The sequence below is a fragment of the Acinetobacter sp. DSM 11652 genome (assembly GCF_900109815.1).
Classification (GTDB): Bacteria; Pseudomonadota; Gammaproteobacteria; order Pseudomonadales; family Moraxellaceae; genus Acinetobacter.
Genome location: NZ_FOBK01000018.1, coordinates 1 through 17,604, shown reverse-complemented (window position 1 = coordinate 17,604; position 17,604 = coordinate 1). Strand labels below are relative to the sequence as shown.

The 17,604-nt window shown below is 38.5% G+C and carries 17 protein-coding genes; 11 read left to right on the top strand and 6 right to left on the bottom strand.

The window, feature by feature from the left end; translation table 11 throughout:
* The first annotated feature begins 105 nt into the window (after window positions 1–105).
* The 3 genes from BMW42_RS13845 (at window position 106) to erpA (ending at window position 2,883) form a co-directional block, all read left to right on the top strand.
* Window positions 106–1,113: a putative solute-binding protein gene (locus BMW42_RS13845; protein WP_092768702.1), complete on the top strand. Its 1,008-nt coding sequence runs from the start codon at window positions 106–108 to the stop codon at window positions 1,111–1,113.
* Between the two features lie 286 nt (window positions 1,114–1,399).
* Window positions 1,400–2,404: a putative solute-binding protein gene (locus tag BMW42_RS13840; protein ID WP_035268621.1), complete on the top strand. Its 1,005-nt coding sequence runs from the start codon at window positions 1,400–1,402 to the stop codon at window positions 2,402–2,404.
* 143 nt (window positions 2,405–2,547) lie between these two features.
* Window positions 2,548–2,883, top strand: coding sequence for an iron-sulfur cluster insertion protein ErpA (gene erpA / locus BMW42_RS13835; protein ID WP_035268624.1), 336 nt, complete (start codon window positions 2,548–2,550; stop codon window positions 2,881–2,883).
* 35 nt (window positions 2,884–2,918) lie between these two features.
* On the opposite strand, the gene BMW42_RS13830 is transcribed toward erpA, so the two are convergent.
* Window positions 2,919–3,764, bottom strand: coding sequence for an alpha/beta fold hydrolase (locus BMW42_RS13830; protein ID WP_092768699.1), 846 nt, complete (start codon window positions 3,762–3,764; stop codon window positions 2,919–2,921).
* Window positions 3,765–3,871: 107 nt separating this feature from the next.
* The gene (locus BMW42_RS13825) at window positions 3,872–4,786 is read right to left on the bottom strand and encodes a LysR family transcriptional regulator (RefSeq protein WP_092768696.1); all 915 of its coding nucleotides are present in this window, start codon (window positions 4,784–4,786) and stop codon (window positions 3,872–3,874) included.
* Window positions 4,787–4,903: 117 nt separating this feature from the next.
* On the opposite strand from BMW42_RS13825, the gene BMW42_RS13820 reads away from it, so the two are divergent.
* On the top strand, window positions 4,904–5,638 hold the full coding sequence (locus tag BMW42_RS13820; protein ID WP_092768693.1) for a DsbA family protein: 735 nt from the start codon (window positions 4,904–4,906) through the stop codon (window positions 5,636–5,638).
* An 11-nt stretch (window positions 5,639–5,649) separates the two neighbouring features.
* Complete coding sequence (locus BMW42_RS13815) at window positions 5,650–5,952, top strand: monooxygenase (protein WP_092768690.1); 303 nt, start codon at window positions 5,650–5,652, stop codon at window positions 5,950–5,952.
* Window positions 5,953–5,999: 47 nt separating this feature from the next.
* Here the strand turns inward: BMW42_RS13815 and BMW42_RS13810 are convergent, their stop codons facing one another.
* Window positions 6,000–7,127 carry an anhydro-N-acetylmuramic acid kinase gene (locus tag BMW42_RS13810; RefSeq protein ID WP_092768687.1) on the bottom strand — a complete coding sequence of 376 codons (1,128 nt, stop codon included), beginning with the start codon at window positions 7,125–7,127 and terminating at the stop codon, window positions 6,000–6,002.
* Window positions 7,128–7,190: 63 nt separating this feature from the next.
* On the opposite strand from BMW42_RS13810, the gene tyrS reads away from it, so the two are divergent.
* The 3 genes from tyrS (at window position 7,191) to BMW42_RS13795 (ending at window position 11,046) form a co-directional block, all read left to right on the top strand.
* Window positions 7,191–8,423 carry a tyrosine--tRNA ligase gene (gene tyrS / locus BMW42_RS13805; protein ID WP_171076798.1) on the top strand — a complete coding sequence of 411 codons (1,233 nt, stop codon included), beginning with the start codon at window positions 7,191–7,193 and terminating at the stop codon, window positions 8,421–8,423.
* Window positions 8,424–8,574: 151 nt separating this feature from the next.
* Entirely contained in the window at window positions 8,575–10,512 is a 1,938-nt protein-coding gene (locus BMW42_RS13800) for an ATP-binding cassette domain-containing protein (protein WP_092768684.1), read from the top strand.
* Between the two features lie 132 nt (window positions 10,513–10,644).
* Window positions 10,645–11,046, top strand: a complete 402-nt coding sequence (locus BMW42_RS13795) for a hypothetical protein (protein ID WP_092768681.1) — start codon at window positions 10,645–10,647, stop codon at window positions 11,044–11,046.
* 59 nt (window positions 11,047–11,105) lie between these two features.
* Here the strand turns inward: BMW42_RS13795 and dnaK are convergent, their stop codons facing one another.
* Both dnaK and grpE read right to left on the bottom strand, forming a co-directional pair.
* The gene (gene dnaK / locus BMW42_RS13790) at window positions 11,106–13,052 is read right to left on the bottom strand and encodes a molecular chaperone DnaK (RefSeq protein ID WP_092768678.1); all 1,947 of its coding nucleotides are present in this window, start codon (window positions 13,050–13,052) and stop codon (window positions 11,106–11,108) included.
* A 118-nt stretch (window positions 13,053–13,170) separates the two neighbouring features.
* Window positions 13,171–13,743, bottom strand: coding sequence for a nucleotide exchange factor GrpE (gene grpE / locus BMW42_RS13785; protein WP_257219952.1), 573 nt, complete (start codon window positions 13,741–13,743; stop codon window positions 13,171–13,173).
* A 706-nt stretch (window positions 13,744–14,449) separates the two neighbouring features.
* Between grpE and BMW42_RS13780 the strand changes: the two genes are divergently transcribed.
* Window positions 14,450–14,701, top strand: coding sequence for a hypothetical protein (locus BMW42_RS13780; RefSeq protein ID WP_092768675.1), 252 nt, complete (start codon window positions 14,450–14,452; stop codon window positions 14,699–14,701).
* Between the two features lie 194 nt (window positions 14,702–14,895).
* On the opposite strand, the gene BMW42_RS13775 is transcribed toward BMW42_RS13780, so the two are convergent.
* Window positions 14,896–15,348, bottom strand: coding sequence for a hypothetical protein (locus tag BMW42_RS13775; RefSeq protein WP_092768671.1), 453 nt, complete (start codon window positions 15,346–15,348; stop codon window positions 14,896–14,898).
* Window positions 15,349–15,547: 199 nt separating this feature from the next.
* Here BMW42_RS13775 and BMW42_RS13770 point away from each other — a divergent pair, with 199 nt between their 5' ends.
* Both BMW42_RS13770 and BMW42_RS13765 read left to right on the top strand, forming a co-directional pair.
* Complete coding sequence (locus BMW42_RS13770) at window positions 15,548–16,618, top strand: alpha/beta hydrolase (protein WP_092768668.1); 1,071 nt, start codon at window positions 15,548–15,550, stop codon at window positions 16,616–16,618.
* A gap of 165 nt (window positions 16,619–16,783) precedes the next feature.
* Window positions 16,784–17,350 (top strand): peptidylprolyl isomerase, encoded by a 567-nt coding sequence (locus tag BMW42_RS13765; RefSeq protein ID WP_092768665.1) that lies wholly within the window; start codon window positions 16,784–16,786, stop codon window positions 17,348–17,350.
* Window positions 17,351–17,604 lie beyond the last annotated feature (254 nt).

The window sequence follows — 17,604 nt, the reverse complement described above, 5'->3', positions numbered from 1 at the left end:
TTGAATAATAAAAAATAGAGCAATAGCTCTATTTTTTTAAATAGAGAGTGATTAAAATTTTTGTCATGGAAAAGAATCCATTTAAATGCTTAAAAGGAACTAAGAATGAAAAAAACAACTCTGGCTTTATTGGCGGCTTCAACCATGGGTATGGTTTCAACTGCTCAAGCAAAGGTTGATGTGTGTGTATTTGATTTACTCGGTAAGTCTGGTGAATCGTTCCAAATGGCTCAAGAATGGGCATTGGCAGCAAAGGGTTGGGGGGCAGATATTAATCTGATTCCACGTCAAGATGAGGCTGTAGCCGATAATGATTTTAAAGCAGGTAAGTGTGATGCTGTTTTCTTAACAGCGATGCGTTCTCGTCAATATAACAAGTTTGTGGGTTCGATTGACTCTTTAGGTGGCGCACCATCAAATGCAATTGCACAACGTGCGATTACTTTTGCTTTAGACAAACGTAATGCTGCAAAGATGGTCACAAATCTCGGTGGGAAAAAATATGAAGTTGCTGGTATTGCACCACTAGGCGCGGCATATATATTCGTGCGTGATAAAAAAATTGATTCTATTGAAAAAGCCGCTGGTAAGAAATTCGCAGTATTAAGCTATGACCCAGCACAAAAAATTATGGTGCAACGTGTCGGTGCTCAAGCAGTCGGATCTGATGTTTCGAACTTTGTTGCGAAGTTCAATAATGGTCAAGTGGATATGGTGGGTGCACCAGCATATGCCTATAAGCCTCTTGAAATTTATAAAGGTTTAGGCAATACAGGGGCAATGTTTGATTTCCCTGTAGTACACATTACAGCAAACTTTGTGATGAAGCCTGAAAAATTCCCTGAAGGGTTTGGTCAAAAATCACGTGATTGGTTTGTTAAAAACTTGCCGAAAAGCTACGCAATGATCAAGCGTTTAGAGAGTGAAATTCCTGCTAAGTACAAAATGCAATTCTCAGCTGAAGAAAAGCTGAAATATCAAAAACTACTTCGTGATGGTCGTATGGATCTCACTAAACAAGGTATTTATGACAAAGAGATGATGTCTGTTCTTAAGAAAGCACGTTGCTCTGTCGATAAATCCAACTTCGAATGTTCACTTGGTGGTGAATAATTCTGATTTCTAAAGAAAAAATCCTAGACCTGGTCTAGGATTTTTTTATTCATTTTATGTCATTTTTGCCAATGCACATTTATAAGAAAAAAGTATGCTTTAATCACAATAAGTACTATTTAAATGATCTGTATCTAAAAACCATATACATACAGCATCTCAGGATCAGTATCTACACAATTGGATCGTGTAATCTCATTTTAGTTCAACACACTGACACTGAAGTTTAAGGTGTTTGATATGGGATATTCGAGAATATAAGAAAGAAGGAATAGGAAACAATAAAATGAATTTAACCAAAACATTATTGCTATCAGCAGGTTTAATGACTGCTGCAACGGCTTCACAAGCAAAGCAAGTCGTCTGCGTGTTTGATCTCGTCGGGAAAAACGGCGATGTCTATGCGTTAATGAAAGATTATCAACTTGCTGCTAAGCAGTGGGGAGCTGATATTGAGCTTAAAGTCGGACAAAATGAAGGCGTAATTGCTGAAGATTTCAAAGCAGGTAAATGTGACGGTGTAAGTATCACAGGGATGCGCGGTCGTCAGTTTAATAATTTCACTGGCTCTTTAGATGCCATTGGTGCGATTACTAATCTCAATTTAGCTGTTAAAGTCATGCAAGGTTTAGCAAGTCCAACCTTTGCAAAACATATGAAAAATGGCAACTATGAAGTTGCAGGTGTGATTCCTGTTGGCGATGCTTATTTAATGGTGCGTGATCGTAGTATTAATACGGTTGCTAAAGCTGCGGGTAAAAAGATCGCCGTACTTGATTATGATCAGGCACAAAAAATTATGGTACAGCAAATTGGTGCGCAAGCAGTGAGTTCTGATGTCACTAATTTTGGGAGTAAATTCAATAATGGCCAAGTTGATATTATTGGTGCACCAGCAGCGGTATTCCGTCCTTTAGAACTTCATAAAGGGCTAGGAACGAAAGGTGCAATTGTGAATTATCCAATTCTTCAAGTGACCGGTAATATCATCATTCGTCATGATAAATTCCCTGAAGGTTTCGGACAGAAATCGCGTGATTGGGTGAAAACACAGTTACCACGTGCGAATCAAATTTTAGGCAAAATGAAAGCGGATATTCCGGCTAAATATTGGATGAATGTTCCAGCTGGAGATAAACCTGGTTACCAAAAATTGATGCGTGAATCTCGTATTGCACTTACTAAACAAGGTGTTTACAACAAACAAATGATGAAACTACTTTGGCAGTTCCGTTGTAAGAATGAACCGACAAACTTTGAATGTAGCTTGCAGGATGAGAACTACAAATAAGTTCATAGGACGTTACATTTAAATCCGATAAATTTACTTTGAATAAACTTTAAAGTTCGAGTTATGACCATATATTGAGTATGTTATACTTGATATATGGTCTTTTAATTTCAAAGCCTATTTAATTTTTTGAGGAATCCATCATGACTGCCCAAGCACTTGAGCTGACTGACAATGCTGCGAATAAAGTTCGTCAACTTCGTGAGAGCGAAGGAAATCAAGATTTGATGTTACGTGTATATGTGACAGGTGGTGGTTGCTCTGGTTTTTCTTACGGATTCAATTTTGCTGAATCTCAAAATGAAGACGATGCTGAATTTGTGAATGGTGATGTGAAGATGCTTGTTGACTCACTGAGTTATCAATATCTCGTTGGTTCAGTTGTTGATTATGTCGAAGGTTTGGAAGGATCTCGCTTTATCGTGCAAAATCCTAATGCGACAACGACATGTGGTTGTGGATCTTCATTCTCAATTTAATATGCAGCAAAAAAAGCCCGCTAAGCGGGCTTTTTTTATGATAATTTTTGCTGTTCTTTCAGAATTAAATCAGTCAGCTCATGATAATTTTGAACTGGAATCCAATGATTCGCCTCTAAATGAATTTCCGTATATGGACCTTCAACATAATTTTGATTGAACTGAACCCCTTTAGCATCAATTGCAACGTCATCTTTGCCCCAAATAAATAAAGTGGGAACTTTGACTTTATTGAATAGCGTTTTATTAGAGCTAAAAGGTAAACCTCGATACCAATTGAGTGATGGGCTGAGCCGTTTTTCTATAATCATTTCTTGTTTAAAGTCATTTAATTGTTCAACTGTCATTCCAGAATTTTTTAATAAAGCCTCGCCAATTTGAGGTGTTTTATTAAAGAGCAACTCAGGTATCCATGGAAGCTGAAATAGTCCCATATAATAGGATTTAAAAAGTTGTGTACTGCTGTAAAAAGCCCGCATAAATGCTGCTTTGTGAGGGACGGAGATCGCGGTCAAATGTTTAATTTTATTAGGATAACGTAGAGCAACTTCCCAAGCAACGACTGCGCCCCAGTCGTGTCCTACGATATATGAAGGCTCTCCAATTAAGTCGAGTAGAACATTTACATCATCTGCTAAATGTTGAATGGCATAATCTGCGCGTTTTTTCGGTTGAGCCCTTAAGCTATATCCACGTTGGTTTAACGCATAGGTGCGAAAACCATGTTGGTTTAGTATTTCGGCACTATGCTGCCAAATTTTTGATGTTTCAGGAAAACCATGTAATAGCACAATTGGACTGCCATCGATTGGACCGCTATCTATTACATCAAAAATAAGATTACCTTTTTGAAACTCAGTGATTCGTTGTTGTTTTTCCATGATCTATATCCTCTTTCCTTTACATATCTTTATCAAATTTGGATGATAGAACTAGGGCTGAACGGGTCAGTTCTAGGTGAAAGAAGGTCGTTCATTGTCTGACAATATTATGGGTTGATTAAACGGTGTATTTGTATTGGTATTTGTTTTTGTAAGAAAGTTAAGCAAAGTCTCAAAGCTAAGGTCCGATAGCTTAAGCTCGGAGTAACCAAGTGGACATCTTCAGGGATTAGAGACCATTCAGGTAAAATATGAATTAACGTTGAGTTGAGTAATTGATGGGCCACTTGGATTTCTGCAACGGCGGCAATACCTAAATGTGCTTCTACAGCAGCAAGTGCATGTTCGGATGGTGTCACCATCAGATGTGTATAAATTTTAAATTTTTTTATCGTACCGTTTTTGAAAAGCTTGATTTTGGACAGCTCGCGGTTATGCGAGATAAAATGATGATCACACAGTTGCTCTGGGTGTTCAGGAATGCCATAACGCATTTGATAGGTTGGACTGGCACATAAAATTCTTCGAACTTGTCCAACCTTTTGAGCATGGAGTGTAGAGTCTGCTAAATCACCAAGTCTGATGGCTAAGTCATATCCTCCAGAAATTAAATCAACTTTGCTGTCATTCAAATCAATTTCAATATCAATGTGTGGGTATTCAATTAAAAATTGAGAGATTAAAGGCAATACCACCATTTTTCCAAAAGTTCCCGAAGCAGCTATTCGAATTCGACCTTTGGGTTGTATTTCTAATTGTGTGAGATCGTTCGTCAGTGATTCAATTTGATGAAATAGGGGGGAGATTTCTTTTAAGAAAATCTTACCAGCATCAGTTAGTGAGCTTGAATTGGTATTTCGATTTAATAATCTAATATTTAAGGATTCTTCAAGTCTTGAAAGTCGATTAGATAACGTGGATTTAGCAATATCATAACGTCTTGCTGCCGCGGATAAACTTCCAGCATCTGCAATCAGTACGAACCAATATAGGTCATCGATTGAGTAGGGTAAGCTGTTCATAAAATCGAACACCACCTTTCATTTTTATTGTCTATTCACATCATTATAGAACCGCTAATTTAAGTCAATTGATCAGATGTAGCAAATGATCTGATTTAGCAAATTGAGGACATAGCAATGACAATGAATTGTGATTTAGAAACTGGTACTTGTTCAGTAGCCGAATTGGAAAAAGGCCAAAATGCAGTGGTCAATGTAGCATCTGACCTCAGCCTGATTTATGTGGGTGACCCAATGTGCTCATGGTGTTGGGGAAGTTCAAATATCATTAAACAAGCGCGTGAATATGCAATTCAGCATGGTGTTGGCTTTCAAGTGATTAGCGGTGGTTTAAGACCTGGTGGAGGTGATGCTTGGACCGATACTTTCAAGAATTTTTTACGCACCGAATGGAAAAATATTCAGAGACTGACTCAACAGCCTTTCACTGAAAAATTGTTAGAAAGAGCACATTTTAACTATGATACCGAGCCTTCAGCACGTGCTGTTTACGTTGCTCGACAACTTTGGCAAGACCATGATCATCATGATGAAAAACTTTTGGCATTTTTTTCAGCAATCCAATATAAATTTTATGTGGATGGTGAAGATCCGAACGAGCTTGAATATTATCGAAGTATATGTGAAACGTTTGAGCTGGATTTTGACGTATTCTCAACGTTGTTTGAATTACCTGAGACCCAAGCAGCGACCTATGAAGAGTTCAAGCTTAATCGAAGTTGGGGCATAAAAGGGTTCCCAAGTTTTGCGATACGTCATGGAGACAATGTCAAAATCATAGGCTCTGGTCATGTGGCATTGGAAAAATTAACACAAGCTATTGATGACTTAATCAAAGATGCGCGTATATAAGGAAAAGTTGAATGGCGATTATTCTACAAATTGATTTTCCCTATGATGGACCTTGGGGGCATGAAATGTTTGAAAGTTTCAAAACACTCGCGGATTCAATAGCAAATGAGAAAGGCTTGATTTGGAAAATTTGGACTGAAAATGAAGCGTCCAAAGAAGCAGGTGGAATTTACTTATTTGAAAGCCAAGCAGATGCAGAGGATTATCTAAATATGCATCTTCAGCGTTTAAGGGAAAATGGCTTTACTGAATGTAGACATCGGATCTTTGCTGTTAACTCGGCACTTTCAAAATTGAATTTTGCACCTGTTTAAGTTAATCGATGTATCAACTCAGGATAGTGGATACATCGATTCTTCATTTAAACCGCAGTGATCGTTCCTAAAACTCGATCTCCTTGAGCTCCTGTCACTTCAGGTAAATTACCAGCAAGTTGGTTTACAAATCGCATAGCCAACCACGCAAAAGCGGTCGCCTCCACCCAAGTCGGTGCTAATCCCAAATCTGCTGTGGTTTGAACACTCCACTCATGTTTACGTAAACGCCAACGTAATTGTTCTAATAATTGTGAGTTGTATGCACCACCCCCACAGACATAAACTTCACCTGTGTCCATAGGGGAGCGATAAATGGCTTTCTTAATGGCACGTGTCGTGAGTTTCATCAGCGTTGCTTGAATATTTTCAGGCGTATCTTCAAGTTCATCGTATTCAACATCGCTACGCCAATCCGCAATTTGTTCATCCAACCATTCCAAATTAAAGTCTTCACGACCAGTACTTTTTGGCGGTTCTTTCGAGAAAAAATCATGTGATTGCAAACGATCAAGCAAAGCACGAATAGGCGTACCATAAGCAGCCCAATTGCCATTTTCATCATAAGGCTGACCTGTGTAACGTTCACACCAAGCATCCATCAAAATATTGGCTGGTCCAGTATCGAAGCCATATGCGCCTTTAGGATCACCCGCAGGTAACATACTGACATTGGCAATTCCACCGAGATTTAAGATCACACGGTGTATCGTCGGATGCTGAAATAAGGCTTGATGGAATGCTGGCACTAGAGGTGCACCTTGACCACCAGCAGCCATATCACGGCGTCTAAAATCTGATACCACAGGAATTTGAGTGATTTCAGTAATAATATTGGGATCACCAATTTGCAGGGTAAATCCATGTTCGGGACGATGACGAATCGTTTGACCATGAGATCCAATAGCTTTTATTTGAGTTCTATCGAGATTATTTTCTTGTATAAGTTGATTGATTCCATGACCGATCATCTGTGCTAAAGCGACATCAGCTTTACCCATGCGGTCAATTTCATTATCGTCTGGCAAAGTAAGTGCCATCAGTTCATCACGTAAATCTGGATCAAAGGCTAATGTCAGCGTTGCATGGATCTGTAATGGATCAAAAGAAGCGGCTACAAAATCGACGCCGTCCATACTCGTGCCAGTCATTACACCAATGTAGATTGTGGTCATGATTATTCTTAAGCCTGCATTGTGCTGAAAAAGTGTTAGTATATCGCACAAATTGAACAACAGATGTATTTGGGTTTTGTGATGTCAAATTTCCTGCCTGCTGAAGAACAACTTGCCCTCATTCAACGAGGCACACATGAAATTATTTCAGAAGAAGATCTTCTGAAGAAATTAAAATTGAATCGTCCTTTGAAAATTAAGGCGGGTTTTGATCCTACAGCACCAGACTTACACTTAGGTCATACGGTATTAATTAACAAGCTTAAAGTGTTCCAAGACTTAGGTCATGAAGTATTCTTCTTGATTGGTGATTACACTGCGATGATTGGTGACCCAACAGGTAAAAGTGCAACTCGTCCACCATTGTCACGTGAGCAAGTCTTAGAAAACGCGAAAACCTATCAGGAACAAGTGTTCAAAATTCTTGATCCAAATAAAACTAAGGTGGTGTTTAACTCAGAATGGTTTGCTCAAAAAACTGCTGCTGATCTGATCCAATTGGCTTCACAGCAAACGGTTGCGCGTATGCTTGAACGTGATGACTTTACTAAACGCTATAACAACCAACAGCCGATTGCGATTCACGAGTTTTTGTATCCATTGGTGCAAGGCTATGACTCTATCGCGCTTGAGGCAGATGTTGAGTTAGGTGGTACAGATCAAACCTTTAACTTGCTGATGGGGCGTACTTTACAAGGTCGTTATAATCAAGAGCCACAAGTGTGTATCACTGTACCAATTCTTGAAGGTTTAGATGGCGTCAACAAAATGTCTAAATCTTTAGGTAACTACATTGGTGTATTTGATGCACCTGGTGCGATGTACCAAAAAGTACTTTCGATGCCAGACAGCTTAATTGAGCGATATTTCGAACTGCTGAGCTTCAAGTCAATGGAAGAGATCGAAGGCTTATTGAAAGAAATGGCTGAAGGTCGTAACCCTCAAGAAATTAAACGTATCTTAGCGCTCGAGTTAGTGGAGCGTTTCCATGGAAGCGAAGCTGCTGCGAATGCACATAAAGGTGCAGGGAATATCATCACAGAGGGTGAGCTTCCTGAAGGAACGCCAGAAGTGACGATTTCACGTGGTGAATTCGGTGGTGAAATGTTTATTGCTTCTATTGTTCGTGCAGCAGGTTTAACTAAAAATGCAGCGCAAGCCAAAGATGCTGTTTCACGTGGAGCCGTAAAAGTTGATTGGGAGGTGGTGGATGCATCATTCTCAATTAACGAAAACAAAACAGTGATTGTTCAAGCAGGTAAAAAGGCCATTGCTAAAGTAACTTTTACTGACTAAATCATTAAGTTTTGCATGATTAAAAAGCCATCCTAAGTGATGGCTTTTTTATGTCAAGAATGAAATGAAGATGAAAGATGGATTAATTTTTGGTTGTTCTGGTTGAAATCCATTAAAATGCGCCATCCAATACTTATTTGTTTGAATATCTATGATTCAGTTAGACCAACTTACCATTCGCCGCGGCGGTCGCATTTTATTTGAAAAAGCGTCTATGCAACTTCACCCTGGTTGGAAGATTGGTTTAACAGGTGTCAATGGTGCAGGAAAATCGACGTTGTTTTCAGCCTTACTTGGGGGCATGGAATCAGATGGTGGCTCATTGACACGACCATCGGTTTGGACAGTGGCGCATATGGCGCAAGAGATTAAAGCGCTGGATATGAAAGCGATTGATTTCGTTCTATCCGGTGATGAAGAGTATTGGAATATCCAACACAAACTTGAGTATCCTGACGGATTGTCTGATCAAGATTTGGCAAATCTATATGGTCGTTTTGATGAAATTAGTGGCTACTCAGCGCCGTCTAAAGCATCACAACTGATGGCTGGGCTAGGCTTCTTTGAACATCAGTCAGAACTTAGCGTAAAAAGTTTCTCTGGTGGATGGCGTATGCGTTTAAATCTTGCGCGTACTTTGATGAGTCGTTCAGATTTACTCTTACTTGATGAACCGACGAACCATTTAGATTTAGACGCTATTTTATGGTTAGAAGACTGGTTGAAAGCATATGAAGGCACATTGGTACTGATTTCGCATGACCGTGATTTCTTGGATGCCATTACCGACCATATTTTGCATATCGAAAACCAAGAACTAACGCTTTATACCGGTAACTATTCAACCTTTGAACGTACCCGAAGTGAACGTTTAGCTCAGCAACAACAAGCCTATGAGAAACAGCTTGAGCTACGTGCACATCTGCAAAAATATATCGATCGTTTTAAAGCTAAGGCAACCAAAGCGAAACAGGCACAAAGTCGTATTAAACAGCTTGAACGAATGCAAGAGCTTTCTGCTGCGCATGTCGATACGCCTTTTACCTTTAGCTTCCGTGAGCCGACCAAAATGAGTTCTCCATTGTTGCAACTGGATAGTGCTGATATTGGTTATGGTGACAAACTGATTGTGACCAATGTGAAACTACAAATCACGCCAACCAGTCGTATTGGTTTATTGGGGATGAATGGTGCAGGTAAGTCCACATTAATTAAATCTTTGGTGGGTGATTTACCTTTAATCCAAGGTCAACGAAAAGCATCTGAACTACTTAATATTGGTTATTTTGCTCAACATCAAATGGATGCATTAGATGGTAATGCGAGTCCAATGTTGCAGTTGTCTCGTATTGCAGATAAGAAGATTAGTGAAGCGACTTTACGCGCATTCCTAGGAAGTTTTGGCTTTTCTGGTGAGCGTATGGATACACCGTGTGAAAGCTTTTCTGGGGGAGAGCGTGCACGTTTAGCATTGGCTTTGATTGTCTGGCAGCGTCCAAATGTTTTAATTCTAGATGAACCGACCAACCATTTAGACTTGGATATGCGTCATGCATTGACTATGGCATTACAAGATTTTGAAGGGGCAGTGGTGCTGGTGTCACATGAACGCCAATTGATTGCAAGTGTCTGTGATGAATTACTCCTAGTGCATAACGGTAAATGTCGTGAGTTTGAAGGTGATCTTGTTGCTTATGCAGACTGGTTACGTCAAGCACGTGCAGAGCTGATGAAGCAAGGGCAGCAAGCACCTGAGCCAGTGAAATCTCAAGTGATCGATAAGCCTGTAGTTTCTAAAGTAGATAAAGAAGCTCAGCGTAAAGAAGCTGCGCGTCGCCGTGAAATGAGCCGCCCAATTCGTAAAAATATTGAAAAACTGGAAGCTGAGATTGCAAAGATTCAACCACGTCTAGGTCAGATTGAGGATGCTTTAGGAGATGCATCACTTTATGATTCGTCTCGGAAAGATGATCTTTTAAAATTGATGAATGAACAAACGGAACTAAAAGGAAAATTAGCACAAGCAGAAGAAAAAATGCTTGAGTTGATGATGGAACTTGAAGAGTTAGAAAGTTCGTTTGAAGACTAATTCAGAATTTTTATAAAAAAGAAGCTCAATGAAGATTGGGCTTTTTTTATAGATCTCTATTTTCAGACTATAACTTGATGTTATGTTTTATAATTATTTTAAATCATAATAGAAAATTAATAGGGGAACTAAATGAGTGATAAAAAATCTAAACAAGATTTAAATTTAGATGGAATTAACTCTTCATTTAATGATGGAGATGGGCTGAGAATAAATGATGCTGAAAACTTTCGCAGTATTAACATTTCTAATGGAGTTTTTTCAAACAATAAAGGAAATGGAATTACAATAGGCTCACCTCGTACCACTCCTTTAGAAACTATTTTAAATCAATTATCTCCAAAACTACCTGAAACGATTGAATCTCAAGAATTAAAATCAATAATTGAAGTACTTTTGAATTCAAAAAATACAGAAGAATTTCATCAAGAATTGGTGAAATCAGGCATAAAAGATAAATTTAAAGATCCAAATCTGTGGATCTCATTTAGTAGTCTATTGTTCTCAATAGTATCAACTTATATTCCTAGGTAGTTTTCTCTAGCATAAAAAAAACCGCGCTTTCGCGCGGTTTTTCTATTTAAGAGGACAAATTATTTTTTGTCATCTTTCACTTCAGTGAACTCAGCATCTACAACGCCGTCGTCCGCTTTTTGTTGTTGACCAGCAGCATCACCTTGGAATGCATTTGGATCAAAACCTTGCGCACCACCTTGAGCACCCTGCGCAGCTTCATAAGCACGTTGAGTGATCGGCATGATGATGTTTTGAAGTGCTTCAGTTTTCGCTTTGATCGCGTCAACATCGTTTTCTTTTGTTGCAGCTTCAAGTTCTGAAACAGCAGTTTCAACCGCAGTTTTTTCATCAGCAGTTACTTGTTCGCCAAGGTCTTTTACTGCTTTTTGAGCAGAAGAAACTAATGCATCAGCTTCGTTACGCGCTTTTGCTAATTCTTCAAACTTACGGTCTTCTTCCGCATTCGCTTCAGCATCTTTGATCATCGCTTCAATTTCAGCATCGCTCAAACCTGAGTTTGCTTTAATTTGAATTGATTGCTCTTTACCAGTGCTCTTGTCTTTCGCAGATACTTTCAAGATACCATCAGCGTTGATGTCGAACGATACTTCAATTTGCGGCACACCACGTGGAGCAGGTGGGATATCGCCCAATTGGAAGTTACCCAACAATTTGTTTTGTTGAGCCATTTTACGTTCACCTTGGTAAACCGAAATGTCTACTGCAGGCTGGTTATCAGCAGCTGTAGAGAACACTTGTGATTTTTTCGCAGGGATTGTTGTGTTTTTCTCGATGATTGGAGTTAACACGCCACCCATTGTTTCAATACCAAGTGTCAATGGTGTAACGTCAAGTAATAGAACGTCGTTTTTATCACCTGAAAGTACAGCACCTTGGATCGCAGCACCCATTGCTACAGCTTCGTCAGGGTTCACGTCTTTACGTGGCTCTTTACCGAAGAACTCTTGTACTTTTTGTTGTACAAGCGGCATACGAGACTGACCACCAACCAAGATCACGTCAGAGATATCAGAAGTTGATAAACCAGCATCTTTAAGTGCAATCTTACATGGCTCGATTGTACGAGCAACTAAGTCAGCAACAAGACCTTCTAATTTCGCACGTGTTACGTTGATCACTAAGTGTTTAGGACCAGTCGCATCAGCAGTGATATATGGAAGGTTAATTTCAGTTGCATTCGAAGAAGACAATTCAATCTTCGCTTTCTCAGCAGCTTCTTTCAAACGTTGTAACGCAAGTGGATCATTTTTCAGATTCACATTTTGTTCTTTCTTGAATTCTTCAACCAAGAAGTCGATTAACGCGTTATCAAAGTCTTCACCACCAAGGAATGTGTCACCATTTGTAGACAACACTTCGATTTGTTGGTCGCCATCAAGGTCAGCGATTTCAATGATTGATACGTCGAAAGTACCACCACCTAAGTCGTAAACCGCGATTTTACGATCGCCTTCTTTCTTATCCATACCGAACGCAAGCGCTGCAGCTGTTGGTTCGTTGATGATACGTTTAACATCTAAACCAGCAATTTTACCAGCATCTTTCGTTGCTTGACGTTGAGCATCGTTGAAGTATGCAGGAACAGTCACTACCGCTTCAGTAACTGTTTCACCTAAGTAATCTTCCGCAGTTTTCTTCATTTTCTTAAGAACTTCTGCAGAGATTTGTTGTGGTGCTAGTTTCTTGTCATTTACATCAACCCAAGCATCGCCATTGTCAGCTTTGATGATTTTGTAAGGTACAAGACCAATATCTTTTTGAACTGCTTGATCTTCGTAACGACGACCGATCAAACGTTTGATCGCAAATAATGTATTTTTCGGGTTTGTTACCGCTTGACGTTTAGCTGATTGACCAACAAGGATCTCACCATCTTTATACGCAATAATAGACGGAGTTGTACGAGCGCCTTCAGCGTTGTCGATTACTTTAACTTTATCGCCTTCAAGTACTGCAACACATGAGTTTGTAGTACCTAAGTCAATACCAATAATTTTAGCCATTGATGTGTTCCTCGAAAATTTTGTTGTGATCTTTCACTTGTTATCCGATATGAGAGCCATTCATTATTTTTCAAGTTAAAAACTTAAAAAATTTTTACAAACTCCCGTATTTCTTGACTTATTGGCCTACCATGACCATTGCAGGACGAAGTAAACGGCCAGAAAGGGTGTAACCTTTTTGAAGTACCGTACCAATCTCACCCGCTTTTGCATCTGGAGCAATACCTACTGCTTGATGCAAATCAGCATTAAAACCATTTTCAGTGTCAACTGCCACAACACCAAATTTTTCTAATGTTGCTAATAATGACTTCAGTGTGAGTTCTACACCTTCTGATAAAGGAGTTTTTTCATCACCTGCAGCAGCAATTGCACGTTCAAGGTTGTCAACTGAATCCAATAATTCTTTTGCAAATTTCTCTAAAGCAAATTTTTTCGCAGTATCCGCCTCACGCTCTAAACGTTCTTTGGTTTTTTCTGCTTCATACTTCGCATTTGCAGCAACTGCTTTTTCATATTTTAAGTTTTCAGTCAGCGTTGCGATTTGCGCTTGAAGGTCTTCTACAGAAACTTCAACTTCAGCTTGTTGATTTTCAACTTGCTGTTCAGTTTGTTCCGTTTGAACGTCCTGAGTTTGTTCGTTTTGCTCATTTGCCATGGAAGATCTCCGCTTAAATGGGTTTTTAAACATGTACAGTCCTTTGGCATCAGTGTTAACTGCGTTAATCTGAACTGCCATGCGTGTGTAATTCATCAATACAAAGGTAATGTGGGCGACTATAAATAATTCAAGCTTAAACGATGTTTATTTCTACTAAATTCATCTTTACAACAAGGAATGAAAATTTTCGATCCATTTAGAGGAATCTAAAGTCTAGAATAAGAAGAGGAGATGAACTGAAGAACGATTATAAAAATATGATTTTGTATATATTTTATATATAAAATATATAGATTCAGATAAAACAAGTCTTTCCTTTTAAAGAATCAAATCTGTATTATCTTTAACCAGATACTAACGCTGTAGTTTCTATTTATTTTGTTTTTGCTTTTTAATAGCTCATCCAACCTCCTTGGATGAGTTTTTTTTTGCTTATCGAGATCTGAATAACAATGTTAAGCAACCGATATAACGTGTAGCCACACTGTGATTCAGTCACATTCAAAAATGACTCATATCGCGCCACATATTCACAAAAAAATAAATTAAACAAATGGCTTAGGAGATATATTCAACTATAAAAGTTAAATTGCATTTTCTTTACACTTTTTTCATAAGTTCAACCTGAAGTCATCGAAATTTGAACCAAGAACTGACGCATGAAATAAAAAAGTCAGGAATGATAAGCCTTCAAAGTTAACTCTGACTTTGAATGTTTCAAGTAAGGAATTAAACAATGAAAAAATTAGGTCTCATTTCCCTGGCTTTTGCAGCTATTGGTTTTGCTACTGTAGGTTGTACTTCAAACCAATCTGCTGAAACTGCTCAAGCGACCACACAAACAGATGCTTCAATAGCGCAAGCGGCAACTACTGAAATGGATACCCAAAATGGTGTGGCTGTACAAGCTGACCCAAGTGTAGAGTCTGCTGAACCGGTTCAAGCTGTCCCAGCTGAAGGTGCAGAAGCCCCTCAAGTTGTTGAGTAAAATGCAATGAAATTTAATTCATTTAAACTGCTTATAATGGGTTAAATTTTATGAAAATGCAGAGAATAGAGAGTAAATAGGATGCCTTTACTGTCTATTTTTAGAATCACAGCACTTAAAAAAACCTAACATTCAAATGTGAATGTTAGGTTTGTGAGGTAACTTTAAATCAATTGTCTTGAGTCCAAGAAAGCTTAACGATCTCGGCGATCGTGTTGACGTTCCTGTTCTCGCTTCTTGCGGTCCTGTTCTAAGCGCTTACGTTGTTCTTCAATCGCTTTTTTACGATTATCTTGATTCCAACGATTACGTTCAGCTTGACGTTGTTTTAGAATTTCCTTTTGACGTTGTTCAATCTGTTTACGACGATCATGCTCAGCACGTTCTTTATTACGTCGATCTGCTAATTCACGTTGTTGGCGTTGACGTTCATATTCACGTTTGCGCTTTTCTTGTTCAAGGCGCTGTTGATGTAAACGTTGTGCGCGTTCTCTCTCCCAACGTTGACGGTCATAGTTGCGATCATAATCACGATCATAACGATGGTCATAATTACCATTATAATAAGGGCCATCGTCAGGGAAGGCCACACAACCGACTGCAAGAACTGCTGTGGCCAATGACATTATCATTACTTTTATTGCCATAGCTTTCACCTTTATATGTTGAATCAGGACAACCAAAAAATTCCTGATGTTGGATTAAATAGTCAATGACAAGACTGCTATAGTCAGATTAGCGTAAATGGGATTGAAGTTTGTATATTGATCAGTAGACTTAGTTAACAAAATAGTCATGAAATGGCTGATCGTGTAGAAAATATGAAGAATACGGATTTTTAAAAGGATCGGAATCGTGAATCAAAAAATACAACAATTACTTGAAAATGGTCAGGGTTCTGCAGGACGTGCATTAGATCGACTCCCAAAGATCGTTCAAGAATCTCTAGTGAAGTTACTTGGCTATCCCTATGACTATCCTCAACTCGATAGCTTTACAAAATGCTTGATGGCTGCACAGTTGAAACAAGGAAAATCAGGCTTTATTGGCGCTGATATTGATAAATCAAGAAAAGAATTTGAAAATCAAATCCAATCCATCACACATAAATCATCTCATGTTCAATATGTAGAAGATATTCGTCTTCCTTTACAAAGTGGTACTGTATTTGCCAGACATTATCATCCTGCTCCGAATAAAAAACTACCAATGATTGTATTTTATCATGGTGGTGGGTTTGTTGTCGGAAGTGTGAATACACATGATGAAGCGTGCCGAATCATTGCGAATTATGCAAAAGTACAAGTAATCAGTATTGATTATCCTTTAGCACCAGAAGTTTCTCCACAATCATTGATTCAATCATGTGAAGATGCATTGGCATGGGTATATCAAAATCGCCGTCACTTTAAAATCTTAAAAAACCGTATTGCTGTAGCAGGAGATAGTGCTGGCGGTAATATTAGTGCTGTCGTTGCTCAACGTGCATTAAATGCCAGTTATGCGCCTCAAGCTCAATTTTTAATATATCCTGCGGTAGATTTCAAAAGTCGTCATCCATCATTCTTTGCGTATAAAGATGGTTTAGTATTAACCAACAGCGATATTGACTATGTGACAGAATACTACGCGACAAGACATAAAGTTGCTTTGGATAATCCACTAATCTCCCCAACATACGGTAATCTAAAAAAATTGGCACCAGCCTATGTTGTTACAGCGGGACATGATGTATTGCATGATGAAGGCAAAATTTACGCCCACAAATTACGTCAAAATGGCACTAAAGTGTTGTATCAAGATTTTGAAGATCAAACACACGGATTTATTAATCTAACGCTAGTCTCAGGGCGTTCTAAAAAATTGTTGATTGAAATGAGTAAAGAGTTTAGAAGATTTTGGGATAAAAATAGTTAATAGATGCTTACTTTCAAATCCTGAGATTCAAACGAAACTCAGGATTTTTTCTTTATATACAGTAATCGAATAAAAATACTTTGATGCTTAACAAAAAATTGAATCTTTTCTGGCGATTGATTCGTGAATAATAGATAAGATAAAACATCAATAAGAGGATAGCGTATGTTAAAAAAAATGATGTTAGGTGCTTCTGTTGCGGCGATGAGTACTTTGTCTTTGGCAGCAAATACGCATATGCAAATCAAAACATCAGCAGGAGATATCGAAATCGAGTTGTTTAATGATAAAGCTCCGATTTCAGTAAAGAACTTTGAAACTTATGCGAAAGCTAATTTTTATAACGGCACAATCTTCCATCGGGTTATTCCAGAGTTCATGATCCAAGGTGGAGGATTAGATGTATCGATGAAAGAAAAAGCGAATCGACCTCCAATCAAGAACGAGTCTTATAATGGCTTAAAGAATAACCGTGGCACTTTAGCCATGGCACGTACAAACCAGCCTGATTCAGCAACAAGCCAATTTTTTATCAATATTGCGGATAATGATTTTCTAAATAAAGCGCCAATGAATCCTGGTTATGCTGTGTTTGGTCAGGTAACTAAAGGCATGGATGTTGTCGATAAAATTGCAAAAGTGCCTACTGGTAGATTTGGTATGCATCAAGATGTGCCAAAAAATCCTATTAAAATTTTAAGTGTGAATATAAAACCTTCAAAAGCGAAATAGTGATTAAAAAAAGAAGCAGAAATATTAAATTAATATTTTTGCTTCAATATTATAGGGTTAAGTGTAAATGTGATTATTAATGAATCATAATGGTGCATAAAAATAGAACACTCAATAAAACATGGGGTTAAAAGCACTTGCAATGATTTTGAAATGCTCTAGAATGCACCCCATACCGACGAGATACACGGAAACGAACGAAGCAGGTTGCTGAGTTGTTAAGTGTTTCGAGTCCAGCTTCTAGCATTGACGAG

What these genes read in the sequence shown, in the direction of transcription:
- BMW42_RS13845 (WP_092768702.1), top strand. Translation starts at nt 106, where the DNA reads ATGAAAAAAACAACTCTGGCTTTATTGGCGGCTTCAACCATGGGTATG.
- BMW42_RS13840 (WP_035268621.1), top strand. Translation starts at nt 1,400, where the DNA reads ATGAATTTAACCAAAACATTATTGCTATCAGCAGGTTTAATGACTGCT.
- erpA (WP_035268624.1), top strand. Translation starts at nt 2,548, where the DNA reads ATGACTGCCCAAGCACTTGAGCTGACTGACAATGCTGCGAATAAAGTT.
- BMW42_RS13830 (WP_092768699.1), bottom strand. Translation starts at nt 3,764, where the DNA reads ATGGAAAAACAACAACGAATCACTGAGTTTCAAAAAGGTAATCTTATT.
- BMW42_RS13825 (WP_092768696.1), bottom strand. Translation starts at nt 4,786, where the DNA reads ATGAACAGCTTACCCTACTCAATCGATGACCTATATTGGTTCGTACTG.
- BMW42_RS13820 (WP_092768693.1), top strand. Translation starts at nt 4,904, where the DNA reads ATGACAATGAATTGTGATTTAGAAACTGGTACTTGTTCAGTAGCCGAA.
- BMW42_RS13815 (WP_092768690.1), top strand. Translation starts at nt 5,650, where the DNA reads ATGGCGATTATTCTACAAATTGATTTTCCCTATGATGGACCTTGGGGG.
- BMW42_RS13810 (WP_092768687.1), bottom strand. Translation starts at nt 7,127, where the DNA reads ATGACCACAATCTACATTGGTGTAATGACTGGCACGAGTATGGACGGC.
- tyrS (WP_171076798.1), top strand. Translation starts at nt 7,191, where the DNA reads ATGTATTTGGGTTTTGTGATGTCAAATTTCCTGCCTGCTGAAGAACAA.
- BMW42_RS13800 (WP_092768684.1), top strand. Translation starts at nt 8,575, where the DNA reads ATGATTCAGTTAGACCAACTTACCATTCGCCGCGGCGGTCGCATTTTA.
- BMW42_RS13795 (WP_092768681.1), top strand. Translation starts at nt 10,645, where the DNA reads ATGAGTGATAAAAAATCTAAACAAGATTTAAATTTAGATGGAATTAAC.
- dnaK (WP_092768678.1), bottom strand. Translation starts at nt 13,052, where the DNA reads ATGGCTAAAATTATTGGTATTGACTTAGGTACTACAAACTCATGTGTT.
- grpE (WP_257219952.1), bottom strand. Translation starts at nt 13,743, where the DNA reads ATGTTTAAAAACCCATTTAAGCGGAGATCTTCCATGGCAAATGAGCAA.
- BMW42_RS13780 (WP_092768675.1), top strand. Translation starts at nt 14,450, where the DNA reads ATGAAAAAATTAGGTCTCATTTCCCTGGCTTTTGCAGCTATTGGTTTT.
- BMW42_RS13775 (WP_092768671.1), bottom strand. Translation starts at nt 15,348, where the DNA reads ATGGCAATAAAAGTAATGATAATGTCATTGGCCACAGCAGTTCTTGCA.
- BMW42_RS13765 (WP_092768665.1), top strand. Translation starts at nt 16,784, where the DNA reads ATGTTAAAAAAAATGATGTTAGGTGCTTCTGTTGCGGCGATGAGTACT.